Raw genomic sequence first — 17,026 nt, forward strand, 5'->3', positions numbered from 1 at the left:
ACGATCCTGCCGGGCGGGCCGGTCGCAGTGAGGGGCGTGGTCTCGTTGGTCTCGTGCAGGTGGGTGCGAGCATCGGGGCCGCCCCCGGCCGGGGGAGGCGTGTCCAACCTTCAAGCTGTCGCCCGGGCTTCCGCAGAACGATCCTGCCGGGCGGGCCGGTCGCAGTGAGGGGCGTGGTCTCGTTGGTCTCGTGCAGGTGGGTGCGAGCATCGGGGCCGCCCCCGGCCGGGGGCGGTGTGCCCAACCTTCAAGCTGTCGCCCGGGCTTCCGCAGAACGATCCTGCCGGGCGGGCCGGTCACAGTGAGGGCCGTGCTCTCGTTGGTCTCGTGCGCGTCAGCGCGATCATCAGTGCCGCCGCGGCCGCCGTGACCGGGATGCCGTAGCCCGCCGACGGCGACACGTGTTCCACCGTCCAGCCGCCGGCCGCGCTCCCGCAGGCGATTCCGCCGAGCAGGCCGGTCACCGCGAGGGTCATGCCCTCGTTGAGGCGGCCGGGCGGGGTGCGCCGCTGGATCAGGGTCATCCCGGTGACCATCGTCGGGGCGGTCGCCATCCCGGCGATCAGCAGCGCGGGGGCCAGCGCGAGCAGGGAGCCGGTGAGGGAGGCGGTCAGCAGGGGGAGCGTCAGCAGAGCCGTCATGGCGGCTATGCACCACACGTAACGGTCCTCCGCGGACCCCGTGCCGGTCCGGTGCGTCGCGCCGTAGACCAGCCCCGCCGCGCACGAACCGGCCGCCTGGAGCGCGAGCACGATCCCGGCCGCCGAGCGGTGTCCCTGCGCGTCGGCGAAGTCGATGGTGACGACCTCCATGGAGCCGAACACCGCACCCATGGCGAGGCAGACGGCGAGGAGCGGAGGCACGCCGGGTGCGCGGAAGGGCGCCTTCGAGAGACCGCGCCCGCCCACCGGCGGCTCCGTAGAACGCTGTGCCGTGAACACCAGCACGCCCGTCACCAACAGCGCCACCCCCGTCAGCGTGCCCGCCTCCGGGAAGAACGCCGTGCACAGGAAGGCCGCGAGGACCGGCCCCAGCATGAAGCACGCCTCGTCCACGGCCTGCTCGAAGGAGTTCGCCACATGCAGCGACCTCTCGTCGCCGTCGAGGAGATGGGCCCAGCGGGCGCGGGACATCCCGCCGAGATTGGGGGTCGTGGCGGTCGCGGCGTACGAGACGAAGAGCGTCCACGCCGGGGCGCCGAGGCGGACGCACAGCAGCAGCGCCAGCGAACCCAGGGCGGCGAGCACCGTGGCCGGTACGGCGATCTTGGCTTGTCCATGTCGGTCGACGAGCCGCGCGGTCCACGGGGCGACGACCGCCGTGGCCGCGAGACCGGCCGCGGTGACGGCGCCGGCGAGGGCGTACGAGCCACGCGTCCCGGCGATCATGACGACCGCGCTGACGCTGAACATGCCCATGGGAAGCCGGGCGAGAAGGTTCCCGATCGTGAACGCGCGGGCTCCTGGGGTGGCGAGAAGACGGCGGTAGGGGCCGGGGGTGCGGCGGCGACGCGGGGAGCGCGAGGCGTGCCGGCTTCGTGGGCCGCGTGGGCCCCGTGGGCTGAAGTCGACGATGACGAGCGCGTCGGCGGTCGTGGTGGCCATCGTTCGGTTCGGTTGCGGCATGCCCTTACCGTCGCGCGGAGACGATCAAGGGGTCCAACACCTTCTCCGTACCGATTCACGCACCTGTGTTGTAAGTTCGCCCGATGTCCGCGCCCAGCCCGAGCCCCGGCCCCCGCTCCCCTCACCTCGACCCCCGTCTCCTGCGCGCCTTCCTCGCGGTCGCCGACGAGCTCCACTTCACCCGCGCGGCGGCCCGGCTCTACGTCGCCCAGCAGGCGCTCAGTCGCGATGTACGGCGGCTGGAGCGGGAGTTGGGCGCGGAGCTGTTCGTGCGCACCACCCGGCAGGTGACACTGACCGTCGACGGCGAGCGGCTGGTGCCGTACGCCCGCCGGGCCCTGGACGCCCAGGACGAACTGCTCGCCGCCTTCGCGCAGGCCCGCCCCCTGCTCGTGGACCTGAACTACCCCGACCAGGCCACCGCCCGCGCCGTGCTGCTGCGGGCCCGGGAACTCGCCCCCGACCAGGAGCTGATGGCCCGCTACGAGAGCGGGCTGACGGGCGCGGCGGGGGAGCTGCTGGCCGGTCGTCTCGACGCGTCCTTCGGCCGGTTCGCCGGTCTGGACCCGGCGCTGCGGGCGGCCCTGGGCCACCAGCCCGTGCGGTACGAGCCCATGGCCGTCGTCCTGCCCGAGGGCCACCGGCTGGCCTTGCTGGAGCGGGTGCCGCTCGCTGCCCTGGAGGGCGAGACCGTGTACGCGGGGGCCGGAAATCCGCGCACTCCGGAATGGACCGATCTCGCTCGTCGGCTGTTCGAAGGACGGGGCATCGAGATCGCCCCGCCGGCCCCGCTCGCGGTCGGCGACGAGGAGTTCCAGCGGATCATGGCGAAGATCCGGAACCCGATTCTCGCGGTCGTGGATTTTCCGGCCATGCCCGCCACCGTGCTGCGTCCGCTGGTCGACCCGGTGCCGCTGTCACCCGTGTCGTTGGTGTGGCGCAGGGGTCTGGCGCATCCCGCGTTCGACGCCCTCCGGCGCGCCGCAATCGAACTGTCCGTCGAACATGACTGGCTTCGTCGGCCCTCCGATGGATGGATTCCAGCCACCGATGAGGCCGATATGAACATCCACAAATGACACGTGGCAAACACACCTGCTTCGTGTGCGCTACATTCGTGGCCTGAGCACGGTGTGGTAAAGGGGGCGCTCGGACCGGGTGGGGGCCCGGTTCGGCCGACGTGTGCTCAAGGTCGAAAGCGCGCCCAGATCAGCCCGTGGGGGGATGTGCGTGCGCGTGAAAAAGTGGCGAGAAGACGCCCAACTGGAATGGCCCGAGGTGGCATCAGGGGGCCAGGACACAGTGACGACTGGGGGCACCACCCAGGCTTTTCCGGAAACCGGAGAGATCAGGGAAACCGAAGCAGCCGGAGAAGCCGGCGGCACCGGATCCCTCGCCTCCAGCGGAACCGGAGCCCTTGCCTCCGATGGAACCGGAGCCTTGGCCGACGGCGGCAGGGCAGACTTCCCCGGGGCCCCGAGAGCGAACCGCGGCCGGGACCTTCCCGAGCCGGCCGGCCGCAAAGCCGTCGTACGAGACCCGTGGGACGAGTCCGGCAGCGGTGCCGGTGGTGCCGGTGGCACCCACGACCCGCACGAGGTGACCGTCCAGCTCGACGCGATCGGCCTGAACGGCGACGACCGTATCGAGGGCCGTATCGAGGGCCGCCCGGGTGGCGACGGCGGATCCGAGGGTTCCGACGGCCCGGTGTTCGTCGACGAGTCGGGCCGGCGCAGCCGACGCTTCCGCCGGATCGGCATCGCCGTCGGTCTGGCCTGCGCGGTCTACGCCGTCGTCATCGTCGTCACCCTGCTGTCCGGCAACTCCAACGCGCCCTGGCTCCCCATGACCGGCCCGAAGGACGACGCCCCGGCCGGCAAGGTCGACACCAGCCCGCTGCCGGCCGAGTCCGCCGAGCCGTCCGTCGGCGCGGGGGTGATCCCGGGGACCACCCCGACGGTCAGCGGCGGGGCGACACCGGTTCCCGGGGCCAGCGGCACCGCGCCCGGTGCCACTGTGCGTCCGGGCAGGACGGGGGCGTCCGCCGATCCGTCGGCCACCGCCACCCAGCCGGGCGGCAACCCGTCGGTCAGCGCCGATCCGTCGACGCAGCCGACGCAGTCGGTCACCCCGCCGCCCAGCCCGTCGGTCAGCCCGCCCGTCACCACCAGCCCCGAGCCCTCGGTCGCCCCGACCCAGACCACGGGCGGTGACAGCGCCGGACCCGGCACGGTCGCCGACGGCCCGGCCGCCCCCTCGCCCATCGCGTCGGAGACGTCCCGGCCAACGGCACCCGGCACCTCCGCTCCGGTGCCCTCCGACGCCCCGCTCTCCTCCCCGTCCCCGGAGAACATCCTCTGATGGCATCCCGTACCCGCCGCCCGGGGGCCGCACCAGGAGCCCCCGACGGCTCCAGGCGCCGTCGCCTGCCCATGCGCCTGCTGCTGCCCGTGCTCGTCCTCGTCGCCCTCATGGCGATGCTGATGCTGCGCGGCTACGTCCACAGCGAGATCCTCGCCGACCACCGCATCCGGTCCGAGGCCTCCACCGACAAGGTGCCGGAGAAGATCCTCGACGGCGGCCCGGTGATCGACACCCGCAGCGGCCGCGCCACCAGCCTGAAAATGCCCGACCGCCGGCTCGTCCTCACCTTCGACGACGGCCCCGACCCGACCTGGACCCCCAAGGTCCTGGACGTCCTGAAGAAGCACCACGCGCACGCGGTCTTCTTCGTCACCGGCACCATGGCCTCCCGTTACCCGGACCTGGTCAGGCGCATGGTCGACGAGGGCCACGAGATCGGGCTGCACACCTTCAACCACCCCGACCTGTCCTTCCAGTCGAAGAAGCGCATCGACTGGGAGCTCTCCCAGAACCAGCTCGCGCTCGCCGGCGCGGCCGGTATCCGCACCTCGCTCTTCCGCCCGCCGTACTCCTCCTTCGCCGACGCCATGGACAACAAGTCCTGGCCGGTCACCGAGTACATCGGCACCCGCGGCTACATCACGGTCGTCAACAACACCGACAGCGAGGACTGGCAGAAGCCCGGCGTCCACCAGATCATCCGCAACGCCACGCCGAAGAACGGCAAGGGCGCGATCGTGCTGATGCACGACTCCGGCGGCGACCGCCACCAGACGGTCCAGGCGCTCGACCGGTTCCTGCCCGACATGAAGGACAAGGGCTACGAGTTCGACAACCTCACCGAGGCCCTCGACGCGCCCACCGCGCACACCGCCGTCACCGGACCCGAACTGTGGAAGGGCAAGGCGTGGATCTTCCTGGTCCAGGCCTCCGAGCACATCACCGACGTCCTCGTCGTCGGACTCTCGATCATCGGCTCCCTGGTCATCGGCCGCTTCGTCCTCATGCTGCTGCTCTCGGGCATCCACGCCCGCCGGGTGCGCCGAAAGGACTTCCGTTGGGGAGAGCCGGTCACCCGGCCGGTGTCGGTGCTGGTCCCCGCGTACAACGAGGCCAAGTGCATCGAGAACACCGTCCGTTCACTGATGGCGAGCGAGCATCCCATCGAGGTGCTCGTCATCGACGACGGTTCGAGCGACGGCACCGCGCGGATCGTCGAGGCGATGGGCCTGCCGAACGTCCGGGTGGTCCGCCAGCTCAACGCGGGCAAGCCGGCCGCCCTCAACCGCGGTCTGGCGAACGCCCGTCACGACATCATCGTGATGATGGACGGCGACACGGTCTTCGAGCCGTCCACCGTACGGGAGTTGGTCCAGCCCTTCGGTGACCCGCGTGTCGGAGCCGTCGCGGGCAACGCCAAGGTCGGCAACCGGGACTCGCTGATCGGCGCCTGGCAGCACATCGAGTACGTGATGGGCTTCAACCTCGACCGCCGGATGTACGACGTCCTGCGCTGCATGCCGACGATCCCGGGCGCGGTGGGGGCGTTCCGCCGCTCCGCCCTGGAACGCGTCGGCGGCATGAGCGACGACACGCTCGCCGAGGACACCGACATCACGATGGCCATGCACCGGGACGGCTGGCGCGTGGTCTACGCCGAGAAGGCGCGCGCCTGGACGGAGGCACCGGAGTCGGTGCAACAGCTCTGGTCCCAGCGCTACCGTTGGTCGTACGGCACCATGCAGGCGATCTGGAAGCACCGGCGCGCGCTGGTGGAACGGGGCCCGTCGGGCCGCTTCGGCCGGGTCGGCCTGCCGCTGGTGTCCCTCTTCATGGTGGTGGCCCCGCTGTTGGCCCCCCTGATCGACGTGTTCCTCCTCTACGGCGTCGTGTTCGGCCCGACCCAGAAGACGATCGTGGCCTGGCTGGGCGTCCTCGCGATCCAACTGGTCTGCGCCGCCTACGCGTTCCGCCTCGACCGGGAACGCATGACCCACCTGATCTCGCTGCCGTTGCAGCAGATCCTCTACCGCCAGCTCATGTACGTCGTACTGCTCCAGTCCTGGATCACGGCCCTCACCGGAGGCCGCCTGCGCTGGCAGAAACTGCGCCGCACGGGAGTCGTCGAGGCACCGGGCGGATCGGTGCCGCGGCAGCGGACACGCAGTGAGAGCGACGAGCGGAGGCCGGTCGGATGACGCAGGAGTACACGGCGGGGCAGCGGGAGCAGCGGGAGGTGGCCGCCGCGCCGCCCAGGGCGCCCGGCCGGGACCGCTACCTGGACCTCCTTCGCTCCCTCGCCCTCGTGCGCGTGGTCCTCTACCACCTGTTCGGCTGGGCGTGGCTGACCGTGCTGTTCCCGTCGATGGGCGTGATGTTCGCACTGGCGGGCTCGCTGATGGCACGTTCACTGAACCGCCCGGCCCTGAGCGTGATCAGGGGCCGGGTACGCCGACTCCTGCCTCCCCTCTGGGCGTTCAGCGCGGTGGTGCTGCCGTTGATGTTCGTAGGCGGCTGGAGGCTCTCGGAGGACCCGGACCACAGCGGCACGTGGGGCCTGCTGGAGCTGGTCAACTACGTCGTCCCGATCGGGGCGCCGCCGTACCCCTGGGAGGTCGGCTTCCCGAAGGACCTGCTGGAGAGCACGTGGGCGGACCAGGCGGTGGGCCCGCTGTGGTACCTCCGCGCGTACCTGTGGTTCGTGCTGGCCTCCCCGCTGCTGCTGTGGGCGTTCCGCAGGGTGCCGTGGGCGACCCTGCTCGCACCGCTGGCCCTGACGGCCGTGGTCGGCACGGGAGTCGTCACGATCCCCGGCGAACTCGGAAACGCGGTCACCGACTTCGCGGTCTACGGCAGCTGCTGGGTCCTCGGTTTCGCGCACCACGAGGGAGTGCTGGCGAAGGTCCCGCGCTATCTCGCCGTCTCCGGATCGGTCCTGGTGATGTCCTTCGCCCTGTGGTGGGCCTCCGGACATCTGGGCCCCGAGGGCTGGGACCTGAACGACATCCCGCTCGCCCAGGCGGCCTGGTCCTTCGGTTTCGTGGTCATCCTGCTCCAGTACTCCCCGTCCTGGCAGGAGCTCCCGGGCCGCCTCGCCCGCTGGGACAAACTGGTCACCCTCTCCAACAACCGTGCCGTCACCATCTACCTCTGGCACAACCTGCTCATCATGGCCACGGTCCCCATCATCGACCTCGCCTACCGCCTCCCCTTCATGCAGAGCGACCGCGCGGTCGCCGCGCTCGACTCGACGGACACGCTGTGGATGTTCTTCCTGGTGTGGCCGCTGATCGGGGTGGCGATTCTGGCGTTCGGGTGGATCGAGGACCTGGCGGCGAAGAGGCGGCCGAGGGTGTGGCCGAACGGGGTGAAGCGGGGGAACGGGAAGGCGCGGGTTGCGGTCGGGCATGAGGTCTGACGGGCTGGGCCGTGGGTTCCTGCGGCGTGGGCCAGGGGATAAGACGGGCTGACGGTGCACTGAGGCGCCTGCCGAGGTGGAACTCGAGGGGGAGTGTCGTTGACAGCCCGTTCACATGAGACGTCCAGTGGCATGGTCGCGTTCAGCTCCGGGCGTACGTTCAGAGTCTGGCGGTATGGGGTCGGCCACTCCCAGTTGCTGCTCAGGGCGGTTCCTGACGAGGTGGACAGCGCCTGCCTGGATCTGCTCTTCGAGGGCGTGAGCGCTATGAAGATGGCCACCCGGTTCGAGTCGATGGAAATCACTCTCGCCGGCACGGGCGAAGCTCGCGAGATTCTTGAGATCTCTGGGCTTGCCGATGTGTGGGGTGAGCGGAGTCTCGCCCTGGCTCTCCGGTCCAGAGAGGTCACTGGGCTCGTGCTGTGTCAGCGGGCCAGCGCCTTGCTCGGTGGGACTGACCCGTTCGAGGCTCCAGGTGTCTCGGCTGAGCAGAGCGAAATCTGGAGTAGCGGGTAGCGGCGAGTTCCTCGCTCCCTTCGCCCGGCCTCCCGACGACCGTGTACCGCTCGCCTTGGTGGGTGAGGTCGGAGGGCGTGGGCTGTTCCTTTTGCGGGAGTCCGCCGATTTGTGGGGTGGGCGGCCGCTCGGGACGGGCTGCTCGACCGGGAGGCGGGGACGCTGCTGTGGTGCGAGGTGGGTGGGTCCGGGCAGGCGCTCCCGGGCCACCTGGCCCGCTGGGACAAGCCGGTGACCGTCCCGATCATCGACCTGCTCTACCGCCTGCCCGTGATCGAGCTCGAGCAGCTGGGTGAGTTCGACCCGTGCGATCTGCGTGACCGCCTGGAGAGTGTCGTACGGGTCGGTGAAGAGGAGTTCGCCGCGTGCGGGCTCAGCCCCGACGACATCTGTGAGCTGCGACGATGGGCCCTGGACCGGGAGTCCGATCTCGGGCTGCGGATCCTCGAGGAGTACGACGGCTCCCAGGACGGTGAACGGTGAAGCGGAGCTTCTCGTAACACAAAGCACCCACGACCTCTCATCCCGCCCGCCCTCGGGGTGAGAGCAAAGTTCCTTTCCGGTCACCCGACGAAACACAGGCAGGAAACGCGTCCTCCCTACCTTCGGGACCAGTCACTCGTAGCAGGAACTGAGCCCCGTCGCACCGTGGAGGCGTCATGACAGCCCCTAGCACAGCCCCCGCACCCCCGAGCAGGGGCAGCCGCTGGATCCAGCAGTGGGATCCGGAGGACGAGACCTTCTGGAAGGAGACCGGCGAGAAGATCGCCAAGCGGAACCTGCTCTTCTCCGTGCTCTCCGAGCACATCGGGTTCTCGATCTGGACCCTGTGGTCCGTGCTGGTGCTCTTCATGGGCCCGGAGTACGGGCTGACGCCGGCCGACAAGTTCCTGCTGACGTCGATGGTCACGCTCGTCGGCGCCGTCGTACGCGTCCCCTACACCTTCGCCGTCGCCATCTTCGGCGGGCGGAACTGGACGATCATCTCGGCCAGCCTCCTCCTCATCCCCACCATCGCCGCGTTCACCGTGATGAAGCCGGGGACCTCGTTCAACACCTTCCTGCTGGTGGGTCTGCTGGCCGGTATCGGCGGCGGCAACTTCGCCTCGTCCATGACCAACATCAACGCCTTCTTCCCCCTCCGTAAGAAGGGGTGGGCCCTCGGGCTCAACGCCGGTGGCGGCAACATCGGCGTCCCGGTCATCCAGCTGGCCGCGCTCGCGATCATCGGCGCCAGCGGCGGACCCCGGGTGCTGCTCGGGATCTACATCCCGCTGATCCTCGTCGCCGCCGTCCTCGCCGCGCTCTTCATGGACAACATCGAGAACGTGAAGAACGACACCGGGGCCGCGAAGGACGCCGCGAGGGACGGCCACACCTGGATCATGTCCTTCCTCTACATCGGCACGTTCGGCTCGTTCATCGGCTACAGCTTCGCCTTCGGCCAGGTGCTGACGAACCAGTTCGGCCGGACCCCGCTGGAGGCCGCGTACGTCACCTTCATCGGCCCGCTGCTCGGCTCGCTGATCCGTCCGGTGGGCGGCGCGCTGGCCGACAAGTACGGCGGCGCGAAGATCACGCTGTGGAACTACGTCGGGATGGCCGCCGCGACCGCCGTCCTCATCGCGGCCAGCATGGAGAAGTCGCTCGGACTGTTCACCGTCGCGTTCGTGGTGCTGTTCGTCCTCAGCGGCCTCGGCAACGGCTCGACCTTCAAGATGATCCCCGGCATCTTCCACACGAAGGCCCTGGCCAAGGGGCTCGAAGGGGAAGAGGCCGCCGCCCACGGCCGCCGTCTCTCCGGTGCCTCCATGGGCCTGATCGGCGCGGTCGGCGCGCTCGGCGGCGTCGGCATCAACCTCGCCTTCCGGCAGTCCTTCCTCTCCTATGGCTCCGGCACCGGCGCGTTCGTCGCCTTCCTCGCCTTCTACGCGGCCTGCTTCCTGGTCACCTGGGCCGTATACCTTCGCCGTACGGCAGCCCAGGGCCAGGCCTCGACCGCCACAGAGGCGAAGCCGCAGCTCAGCTACGCCGAGGTGTGACGTAACACTGGCGACATGAACCGGAACCGAGCCTGTCACGAGCCGTTGACAGGCTCGGTCGGCATGTAGGGACGACGACGTACGACTGTGTACGACGACTCGAGTGCGGGACGAGAGCCATGTACGACGAACAGCAGGCAACAGAGCAACACGGCCCCCTCGCGGGGTTCACCGTGGGAGTCACGGCCGCGCGCCGGGCAGACGAACTCGGTGCGCTGCTCCAGCGCCGCGGGGCCGCGGTCCTGCACGCGCCCGCCCTGCGGATCGTGCCCCTCTCCGACGACAGCGAGCTGCTGGCGGCGACGAAGGACCTGATCGACGTGGCGCCGGACGTGGTGGTGGCCACCACGGCCATCGGGTTCCGGGGGTGGGTCGAGGCCGCCGAAGGGTGGGGGCTCGGTGAGGTGCTCCTCGACCGGCTGCGCGAGGTGGAACTCCTCGCGCGCGGGCCGAAGGTCAAGGGGTCCATTCGGGCCGCCGGGCTGACGGAGGACTGGTCGCCTTCGTCCGAGTCCATGGCCGAGGTACTGGACCGGCTGCTGGAGGAGGGCGTCGAGGGACGCCGGGTCGCCATCCAGCTGCACGGCGAGCCGTTGCCCGGGTTCGTGGAGGCTCTGCGAGCCGCGGGAGCGGAGGTCGTGGGGGTGCCGGTGTACCGGTGGATGCCGCCGGAGGACCTCGCGCCGATGGACCGGCTGCTGGACGCGGCTGTCTCGCGGGGGCTGGACGCGCTCACCTTCACCAGTGCTCCCGCCGCGGCCTCGCTGCTGTCGCGCGCCGAGGACCGGAGTCTGCTGCCGGAGCTGCTCGCCGCGCTCAACCACGATGTGCTGCCGGCGTGTGTCGGCCCGGTGACCGCGCTGCCCTTGCAGGCACGGGGGGTGGACACGGTCTCGCCCGAGCGTTTCCGGCTCGGGCCGCTCGTGCAGTTGCTGTGCCAGGAACTTCCCGGTCGGGCCCGGTCGTTGCCCATCGCCGGCCACCGGGTGGAGATCCGGGGCCACGCGGTCCTGGTCGACGGGCTGCTGCGGCCGGTGCCGCCGGCGGGGATGTCGTTGCTGCGGGCGCTGTCGCGGCGGCCGGGGTGGGTGGTGTCGCGGGCGGAGCTGCTGCGGGCGCTGCCGGGCGCGGGCCGTGACGAACACGCGGTGGAGACGGCGATGGCTCGCCTCCGCACGGCCCTCGGCGCCCCGAAGCTGATCCAGACGGTGGTGAAGCGGGGGTACCGGCTGGCACTCGACCCGGCCGCCGACGCCAAGTACGCGGACGTCTAGCCGGCGAGCGCTCAGTCGGCGGGCGTCCAGCTGGTCCCCCTGGCGGCACGACTGGCCGCGGCCTTCAGCAGGAGTCCCAGCGTCACCGTCAGCAACACCGTCCGCACCACGTTCCAGGCGACCCACGGGCCCTCGAACTCCTCGCGCAGGGCGCCGGGGTCGCCGTTCTTCATGAGGCCGTCGTTGAGCGGGACGTTGAAGACGACGGTGACCAGGAAGGCCAGGGCGGAGGTCGCGAGCGCCGCCCAGACCCACCGGCGATCGTCCCGGCCCCGCGCCTGCCAGGCCGCCACCGCTGTGAGCGCCGGGGCGCCCAGGAAGCTCAGGAAGAACACCGGGTTCTGGATGACCTCGTTGATGTCGCGCATCACCTCGACGTAGACGCGGTCGTCGCTGCGGGCCAGGGCCGGCATCACGGCGCACGCGAAGACGTAGAAGGCCCCGGCGATCAGGCCCGTGGCGACCGTGGCCGCGCCCAGGACGAGTCGGCTGCTCCTGCTGCTCTGTGTCATGTGCCCAGTCAAGGGCGCCGGCCCGCGCGCCGACATGGCCGAGACGCGCACCCGCATACGTGCCCGTCCAGGCACCGGCCTACGTGCCCGTCCAGGCACCGCTCCCGGTACGAGGGGTTCCGGCGGCGAGGGCGGGAAGGCACTGTTAGAGGGAGCCCCGGAACAGCCCCGCACAGCCTCGAAGCACCTCACCGGCCCTCAACGACCGGGGCACCCCAAGGCGGTGACAGGCACATGGCACTGGGTACGGCCACGGTCGCGTACGAGCTGCGGTTCGACGCCGGACGGATCTGTCTCGACCTCCTCGCGACCACCCACCCCGAGGAACGCCTCGACTCGACGGAGGTGCTCGGCGCCTGGATCGTCGGTTCGGGACTGGTGCCGGAGGGGACGGACCTGACGCACGCGGACCCCTCCTGGCTCGTCGGCTTCCGCGAACTGCGGGGACGTATCGGACAGTTGGTGCGGGGTGCCCCCGGTCCTGGCTACGACCTCGCGCTCGCCCACGTCAACGAGGTTGCCCGCGCCGCGCCCCCCGCCCCGCGCGCGGTACCGGACGAGAACGGCACGCTGGTGCGTGAGTTGGACGGTCCGGCCGAGTGCGCGGCACTGCTCGGGGCCATCGCCAGGGACGCCGTGGGACTGCTGACGGACCCCGTCGCGCGGGCCGGGATCAGAGAGTGCGAAGGGGACAACTGCCCCATCGTGTACCTGGATACGTCACGGGGGCGCAGGAGGCGTTGGTGCTCCAGTGAGGTGTGCGGGAACCGGGAAAGGGTGGCCCGGCATCGTCGGCGCGCGGCGCTCTCGCGCGCCTGACTGGTCGTTATGTCCCTTCTGTGGAGCGGCAGTCGAAGTGATTTCGATTACATCTCGTTTACTCGCTCAACCTCACGGGCCGTAGTCGTGATCTTGCCTGTGTGGTGGAAATGTAAAGATCGCGCGGCGGGAATGTGCGCGCATGTCCTGTCTCGTCACGTCACTCAGAAGAAAACTGTCGTCGCCCTTTGAACACCCGACCCCCCGCGTCCGTACCCCTCCACGAGCGACCGACTGGGGGATCCCCCGGACATCGGAGGTGGGCGTGCGCAAGGATTCTGTCGTGGCCAATGAACGTGGATCGAGGGCCCGACATCGCATGTCCCAGCCCTCGGAACCTGATGAGGAGCTGATGCGTGCCCTGTACAGAGAGCACGCCGGGCCTCTCCTTGCGTATGTCCTCCGGTTGGTTGCGGGTGACCGCCAGAGAGCCGAGGACGTGGTGCAGGAGACGCTCATCCGTGCCTGGAAGAACGCCGGACAGCTCAATCGAGCGACCGGTTCGGTACGCCCCTGGCTGGTGACGGTCGCCCGGCGCATCGTCATCGACGGCCACCGCAGCCGGCAGGCCCGGCCGCAGGAGGTCGATCCGTCGCCGCTGGAGGTCATCCCCGCGGAGGACGAGATCGACAAGGCGCTGTGGTTGATGACGTTGTCCGATGCGCTCGACGACCTGACCCCGGCCCACCGGGAGGTGCTCGTCGAGACGTATTTCAAGGGGCGTACCGTCAACGAGGCGGCCGAGACACTGGGCATCCCCAGCGGAACAGTCCGCTCGCGGGTCTTCTACGCCCTGCGGTCGATGAAGCTCGCACTGGAGGAGCGGGGGGTGACAGCGTGATGGGTGTTTACGGGGGTAACCAGGGATTCGGCACAGGTGGTTCGGGTATGTCTGGCTCCATGATGGGATCTCCGGTGCCGAACGAGCACGAGACCGTCGGCGCCTACGCCCTCGGGATCCTCGACGACGCCGAGGCGACCGCCTTCGAGGCTCATCTCGCGACCTGCGAATGGTGCGCCCAGCAGCTCGACGAACTCGCCGGCATGGAGCCGATGCTCGCCGCCCTCGCGGACCTGCCGGGCTCCGGCACCCCCGCGATCGGGGAGTCGCTGTCCGCCAAGCCCAGTCCGCGGATCGTGAACAAGCTCGTGGACGAGGTCGCCGAGCGCCGTGCGCAGAAGCGGCGCCGCAGCTTCTACATGGTCGCGGCCGCGGGCGCGTTGATCATCGGCGGGCCGTTCGCCGCGATGGCGGCCGGCGGCGGAGACTCCGGCGGCGGCAACAGCGAGCAGCCGAGGGTCCTCGCGAGCACCGCGAAGGAACTCTTCGAGTCCATGAGCGACAAGGTGTCCGCGACCGACTCCTCGACCGGCGTCAGCGCGACCGTCGCCATGCAGGAGAAGAACTGGGGCACCTCGCTCGGCCTGGAGCTCAAGGGCGTCAAGGGAGACATCAAGTGCTCCCTCATCGCCGTCACCGACAACGGCGAGCGCTGGACGGCCTCCACCTGGTCCGTCGGCAAGTGGGGCTACGGCATCCCGGACGGCAAGACTCCGGAGTCCAAGCAGCCTCTCTACATCGGCGGCGCGGTCGCACCGGCCCAGAACGACATCAACCACTTCGAGGTCGTCACCTCCGACGGCAAGAAGCTCGTCGAGGTCGACGCGTAACTTCCCGCCGGGGCCCCCTTCGCGTACGGTTGACGGCTGCCCAGCACGTCAGAAGGGGGCCCGGTGGCCGCTCAGGCTCAACCATCTGCGGTCGGCTCGGTTCAGGACTCGATTCGGGACCGTGAGATCAGCGTCGAACAGGAACATCTGGACCGGGTCTACCGGCGCCTCGAGGAGAAGATCCACGAGGCGGAGTTCCTGATGAACGACGCCGCCAAGCGTGGCCAGGTCGGCACGCCCGGCGCGCTCGCCGAGCGGGACGCCCAGGTCTTCCGGGCCGGCGTCCACCTCAACCGGCTCAACAACGAGTTCGAGGACTTCCTGTTCGGCCGGATCGACCTGCTCCCCGGCAAGGACGGCAAGAAGGGGCCCGACGGCGCCTACACCGCCGTGGAACCCGCCGAGGGAGCCGTCCGCGAGGACAGCACCGCCGACATCGCGGAGACCCTGCACATCGGCCGGATCGGGGTCCTGGACTCCGAGTACGCGCCGCTCGTCATCGACTGGCGGGCCCCGGCCGCCGCGCCCTTCTACAGGTCCACTCCGGTGGATCCCGGGCGTGTCGTACGGCGCCGGGTCATCCGCTCCAAGGGCCGCAAGGTCCTCGGCGTCGAGGACGACCTCATGCGCCCCGAGCTCAAGGCCTCCCTCGACGGCCACGAGCTGCCCGTCATCGGCGACGGCGCCCTGATGGCCGCGCTCGGCCAGGCCCGCAGCCACACCATGCGGGACATCGTCGCCTCCATCCAGGCCGAGCAGGACATGGTCATCCGTGCTCCCGCTGCGTCCGTGACCTACGTCGAGGGCGGGCCCGGCACCGGCAAGACCGCCGTGGCCCTGCACCGCGCCGCGTACCTCCTTTACCAGGACCGCCGCCGGTACGCGGGCGGCATCCTCATCGTCTCGCCCACGCCTCTGCTGGTCGCGTACACCGAGGGCGTCCTGCCTTCTCTCGGCGAGGAGGGCCAGGTCGCCATCCGCGCGATCGGCTCCCTGGTCGACGGTGTCGAGGCCACCCTGTACGACTCCCCGGCGGTGGCCCGTGCCAAGGGCTCGTACCGGATGCTGAAGGTGCTGCGGAAGGCGGCGCGGGGAGTGCTGGAACTGGGCGCCGGCGGTACGGCCGCCGCCGCCGGGCGCGGAAGGGCAGCAGGTTCCGGCCGGTCCGACTCCGGGCAACTCTCCTTCGGCGACTTCGGTGACCTGGACGAGGGTGCCGGTGCCGGTGGCGGGAGCGGCGCCGCCACCGCCGTAGCCCCGCAGCCCCCGGCCGGACCCCCCACGCGCCTGCGCGTCGTCGCCTTCGGGCGGCGTCTGGAGCTGGAGGCGGATGAACTGGAACGTGTCCGCCGCAACGCACTCAGCGGCACCGCGCCCGTCAACCTGCTGCGGCCCCGGGCCCGCAAGCTCCTGCTGGACGCGCTGTGGGCGCGGTCCGGGGCGGGCACCCGGCACTCCGATCCGGAGCTGGCCGCCGAGCTGCGGTCGTCGTTCGACGAGGACATCACCTCCGAGGACAGCTTCATCGAGTTCCTCGACGCCTGGTGGCCGGAGCTCACCCCGAAGGCCGTCCTCGCCGCCATGGCCGACGAGCGGCGCCTGGGCCGTTGGGCCCGCCGGATCCTCAACCCCGGCGAGGTCCGCAGGGTCGCCCGCTCGCTCAGGCGCGACGGTCTGACCGTGCACGACATCGCCATGCTCGACGAGCTCCAGGCGGTCCTCGGCGCCCCGGCCCGCCCGAGGAAGCGGCGTGAGCTGGACCCGCTCGACCAGCTCACCGGCCTGGAGGAGCTGATGCCGGTCCGCGAGGAGTCGCAGCGCGAGCGGGCCGAGCGGCTCGCCCAGGAGCGCGTCGAGTACGCCCACGTCATCGTCGACGAGGCCCAGGACCTCACGCCCATGCAGTGGCGCATGGTCGGCCGCCGTGGCCGGCACGCCACCTGGACGGTCGTGGGGGATCCCGCCCAGTCCTCCTGGTCGGACCCCGACGAGGCCGCCGAGGCCCGCGACGAGGCCCTCGGCAGCCGCCCGAGGCGCCGCTTCCAGCTCACCGTGAACTACCGCAACCCCTCCGAGATCGCCGACCTCGCGGCCAAGGTGCTGGCCCTCGCCATGCCCGGCGCCACGTCCCCCTCGGCCGTACGGTCCACCGGCGTCGAGCCCCGCTTCACCGTCGTGCGCAAGTCGCTCGGTGAGACCGTCCGCGAGGAGGCAGCCCGGCTCCTCGGCCTCGTCGACGGCACCGTCGGCGTCGTGGTCGCCATGAACCGCCGCGAGGAAGCCGCCCGCTGGCTCACCGGACTCGGCGACCAGGTGGTGGCGCTCGGCAGCCTGGAGGCCAAGGGCCTGGAGTACGACGCGACGGTCGTCGTCTCCCCGGCCGAGATCGCCGACGAGTCACCGGCCGGTCTGCGGGTGCTCTACGTCGCCCTCACCCGGGCCACCCAGCAGCTCACGGTCGTCTCGGCGGAGCGGGACCAGCCGGACGGGGAGGGTGTGCCGGATCTGCTGAGAGATTGAACTCTCCGCACGGGAATGGTCTTTCGGGATCCGTTTGTTAGCCTGGACGTGACACCGGCCCGATCCAAGCCCCCGGGCCCAACCTTCGTCGCCACGAGCGACCACTTGCCGCGAGGCGAGCATGGCGGGTCGGTGTCATTGACTTGATGAGAGGCCCACGTCCATGTGACGTGGGCCTCTTTCGCGTGAACGCGCCCGTGAACAAAACGTCCGCAATTCAGTGTGGCTAACGCCTACTCATCAGTAGGTGCGACCATCGGACGGC

General features: G+C 70.4%; 14 protein-coding genes. 12 read left to right on the top strand and 2 right to left on the bottom strand.

The window, feature by feature from the left end:
* Positions 1-296: 296 nt before the first annotated feature.
* Positions 297-1,625 (bottom strand): MFS transporter, encoded by a 1,329-nt coding sequence (locus ABZT02_RS27345; RefSeq protein WP_356021759.1) that lies wholly within the window; start codon positions 1,623-1,625, stop codon positions 297-299.
* 83 nt (positions 1,626-1,708) lie between these two features.
* On the opposite strand from ABZT02_RS27345, the gene ABZT02_RS27350 reads away from it, so the two are divergent.
* The 8 genes from ABZT02_RS27350 (at position 1,709) to ABZT02_RS27385 (ending at position 11,239) form a co-directional block, all read left to right on the top strand.
* Entirely contained in the window at positions 1,709-2,704 is a 996-nt protein-coding gene (locus tag ABZT02_RS27350; protein WP_356021761.1) for a LysR family transcriptional regulator, read from the top strand.
* A 361-nt stretch (positions 2,705-3,065) separates the two neighbouring features.
* Positions 3,066-3,986, top strand: coding sequence for a hypothetical protein (locus tag ABZT02_RS27355; protein WP_356021763.1), 921 nt, complete (start codon positions 3,066-3,068; stop codon positions 3,984-3,986).
* Positions 3,986-6,187, top strand: a complete 2,202-nt coding sequence (locus ABZT02_RS27360) for a glycosyltransferase (protein WP_356021765.1) — start codon at positions 3,986-3,988, stop codon at positions 6,185-6,187. The genes ABZT02_RS27355 and ABZT02_RS27360 overlap by 1 nt, the downstream gene beginning before the upstream one ends.
* Positions 6,184-7,407, top strand: a complete 1,224-nt coding sequence (locus ABZT02_RS27365; RefSeq protein WP_356021767.1) for an acyltransferase — start codon at positions 6,184-6,186, stop codon at positions 7,405-7,407. The genes ABZT02_RS27360 and ABZT02_RS27365 overlap by 4 nt, the downstream gene beginning before the upstream one ends.
* A 132-nt stretch (positions 7,408-7,539) precedes the next feature.
* Positions 7,540-7,923 (top strand): hypothetical protein, encoded by a 384-nt coding sequence (locus tag ABZT02_RS27370; RefSeq protein ID WP_356021769.1) that lies wholly within the window; start codon positions 7,540-7,542, stop codon positions 7,921-7,923.
* 111 nt (positions 7,924-8,034) lie between these two features.
* A complete protein-coding gene (locus ABZT02_RS27375) occupies positions 8,035-8,406 on the top strand; it encodes a hypothetical protein (protein WP_356021771.1) in 372 nt (123 codons plus the stop codon).
* A 176-nt stretch (positions 8,407-8,582) separates the two neighbouring features.
* Entirely contained in the window at positions 8,583-9,965 is a 1,383-nt protein-coding gene (locus ABZT02_RS27380) for a nitrate/nitrite transporter (RefSeq protein ID WP_356021773.1), read from the top strand.
* A 119-nt stretch (positions 9,966-10,084) separates the two neighbouring features.
* Positions 10,085-11,239: a uroporphyrinogen-III synthase gene (locus tag ABZT02_RS27385; protein WP_356021775.1), complete on the top strand. Its 1,155-nt coding sequence runs from the start codon at positions 10,085-10,087 to the stop codon at positions 11,237-11,239.
* An 11-nt stretch (positions 11,240-11,250) separates the two neighbouring features.
* Here the strand turns inward: ABZT02_RS27385 and ABZT02_RS27390 are convergent, their stop codons facing one another.
* Positions 11,251-11,751 (bottom strand): anthrone oxygenase family protein, encoded by a 501-nt coding sequence (locus ABZT02_RS27390; RefSeq protein ID WP_356021777.1) that lies wholly within the window; start codon positions 11,749-11,751, stop codon positions 11,251-11,253.
* Positions 11,752-11,985: 234 nt separating this feature from the next.
* On the opposite strand from ABZT02_RS27390, the gene ABZT02_RS27395 reads away from it, so the two are divergent.
* The 4 genes from ABZT02_RS27395 (at position 11,986) to ABZT02_RS27410 (ending at position 16,761) form a co-directional block, all read left to right on the top strand.
* Positions 11,986-12,570, top strand: a complete 585-nt coding sequence (locus ABZT02_RS27395; RefSeq protein WP_356021779.1) for an ABATE domain-containing protein — start codon at positions 11,986-11,988, stop codon at positions 12,568-12,570.
* A 319-nt stretch (positions 12,571-12,889) separates the two neighbouring features.
* On the top strand, positions 12,890-13,411 hold the full coding sequence (locus ABZT02_RS27400) for a sigma-70 family RNA polymerase sigma factor (protein WP_010039908.1): 522 nt from the start codon (positions 12,890-12,892) through the stop codon (positions 13,409-13,411).
* Between the two features lie 47 nt (positions 13,412-13,458).
* Positions 13,459-14,241, top strand: a complete 783-nt coding sequence (locus ABZT02_RS27405; RefSeq protein ID WP_356021781.1) for a zf-HC2 domain-containing protein — start codon at positions 13,459-13,461, stop codon at positions 14,239-14,241.
* A 63-nt stretch (positions 14,242-14,304) separates the two neighbouring features.
* Positions 14,305-16,761, top strand: coding sequence for a UvrD-helicase domain-containing protein (locus tag ABZT02_RS27410; RefSeq protein WP_356021783.1), 2,457 nt, complete (start codon positions 14,305-14,307; stop codon positions 16,759-16,761).
* Positions 16,762-17,026 lie beyond the last annotated feature (265 nt).

It is taken from the genome of Streptomyces sp. NPDC005402, assembly GCF_040606575.1.
Taxonomy (GTDB): Bacteria; Actinomycetota; Actinomycetes; order Streptomycetales; family Streptomycetaceae; genus Streptomyces.

Bases quoted from the DNA above. Each gene is read 5' to 3' on its own strand.
- ABZT02_RS27345 (WP_356021759.1), bottom strand. From the start codon at position 1,625: ATGCCGCAACCGAACCGAACGATGGCCACCACGACCGCCGACGCGCTC.
- ABZT02_RS27390 (WP_356021777.1), bottom strand. From the start codon at position 11,751: ATGACACAGAGCAGCAGGAGCAGCCGACTCGTCCTGGGCGCGGCCACG.
- ABZT02_RS27385 (WP_356021775.1), top strand. From the start codon at position 10,085: ATGTACGACGAACAGCAGGCAACAGAGCAACACGGCCCCCTCGCGGGG.
- ABZT02_RS27365 (WP_356021767.1), top strand. From the start codon at position 6,184: ATGACGCAGGAGTACACGGCGGGGCAGCGGGAGCAGCGGGAGGTGGCC.
- ABZT02_RS27350 (WP_356021761.1), top strand. From the start codon at position 1,709: ATGTCCGCGCCCAGCCCGAGCCCCGGCCCCCGCTCCCCTCACCTCGAC.
- ABZT02_RS27360 (WP_356021765.1), top strand. From the start codon at position 3,986: ATGGCATCCCGTACCCGCCGCCCGGGGGCCGCACCAGGAGCCCCCGAC.
- ABZT02_RS27395 (WP_356021779.1), top strand. From the start codon at position 11,986: ATGGCACTGGGTACGGCCACGGTCGCGTACGAGCTGCGGTTCGACGCC.
- ABZT02_RS27400 (WP_010039908.1), top strand. From the start codon at position 12,890: ATGTCCCAGCCCTCGGAACCTGATGAGGAGCTGATGCGTGCCCTGTAC.
- ABZT02_RS27380 (WP_356021773.1), top strand. From the start codon at position 8,583: ATGACAGCCCCTAGCACAGCCCCCGCACCCCCGAGCAGGGGCAGCCGC.
- ABZT02_RS27370 (WP_356021769.1), top strand. From the start codon at position 7,540: ATGGTCGCGTTCAGCTCCGGGCGTACGTTCAGAGTCTGGCGGTATGGG.
- ABZT02_RS27405 (WP_356021781.1), top strand. From the start codon at position 13,459: ATGTCTGGCTCCATGATGGGATCTCCGGTGCCGAACGAGCACGAGACC.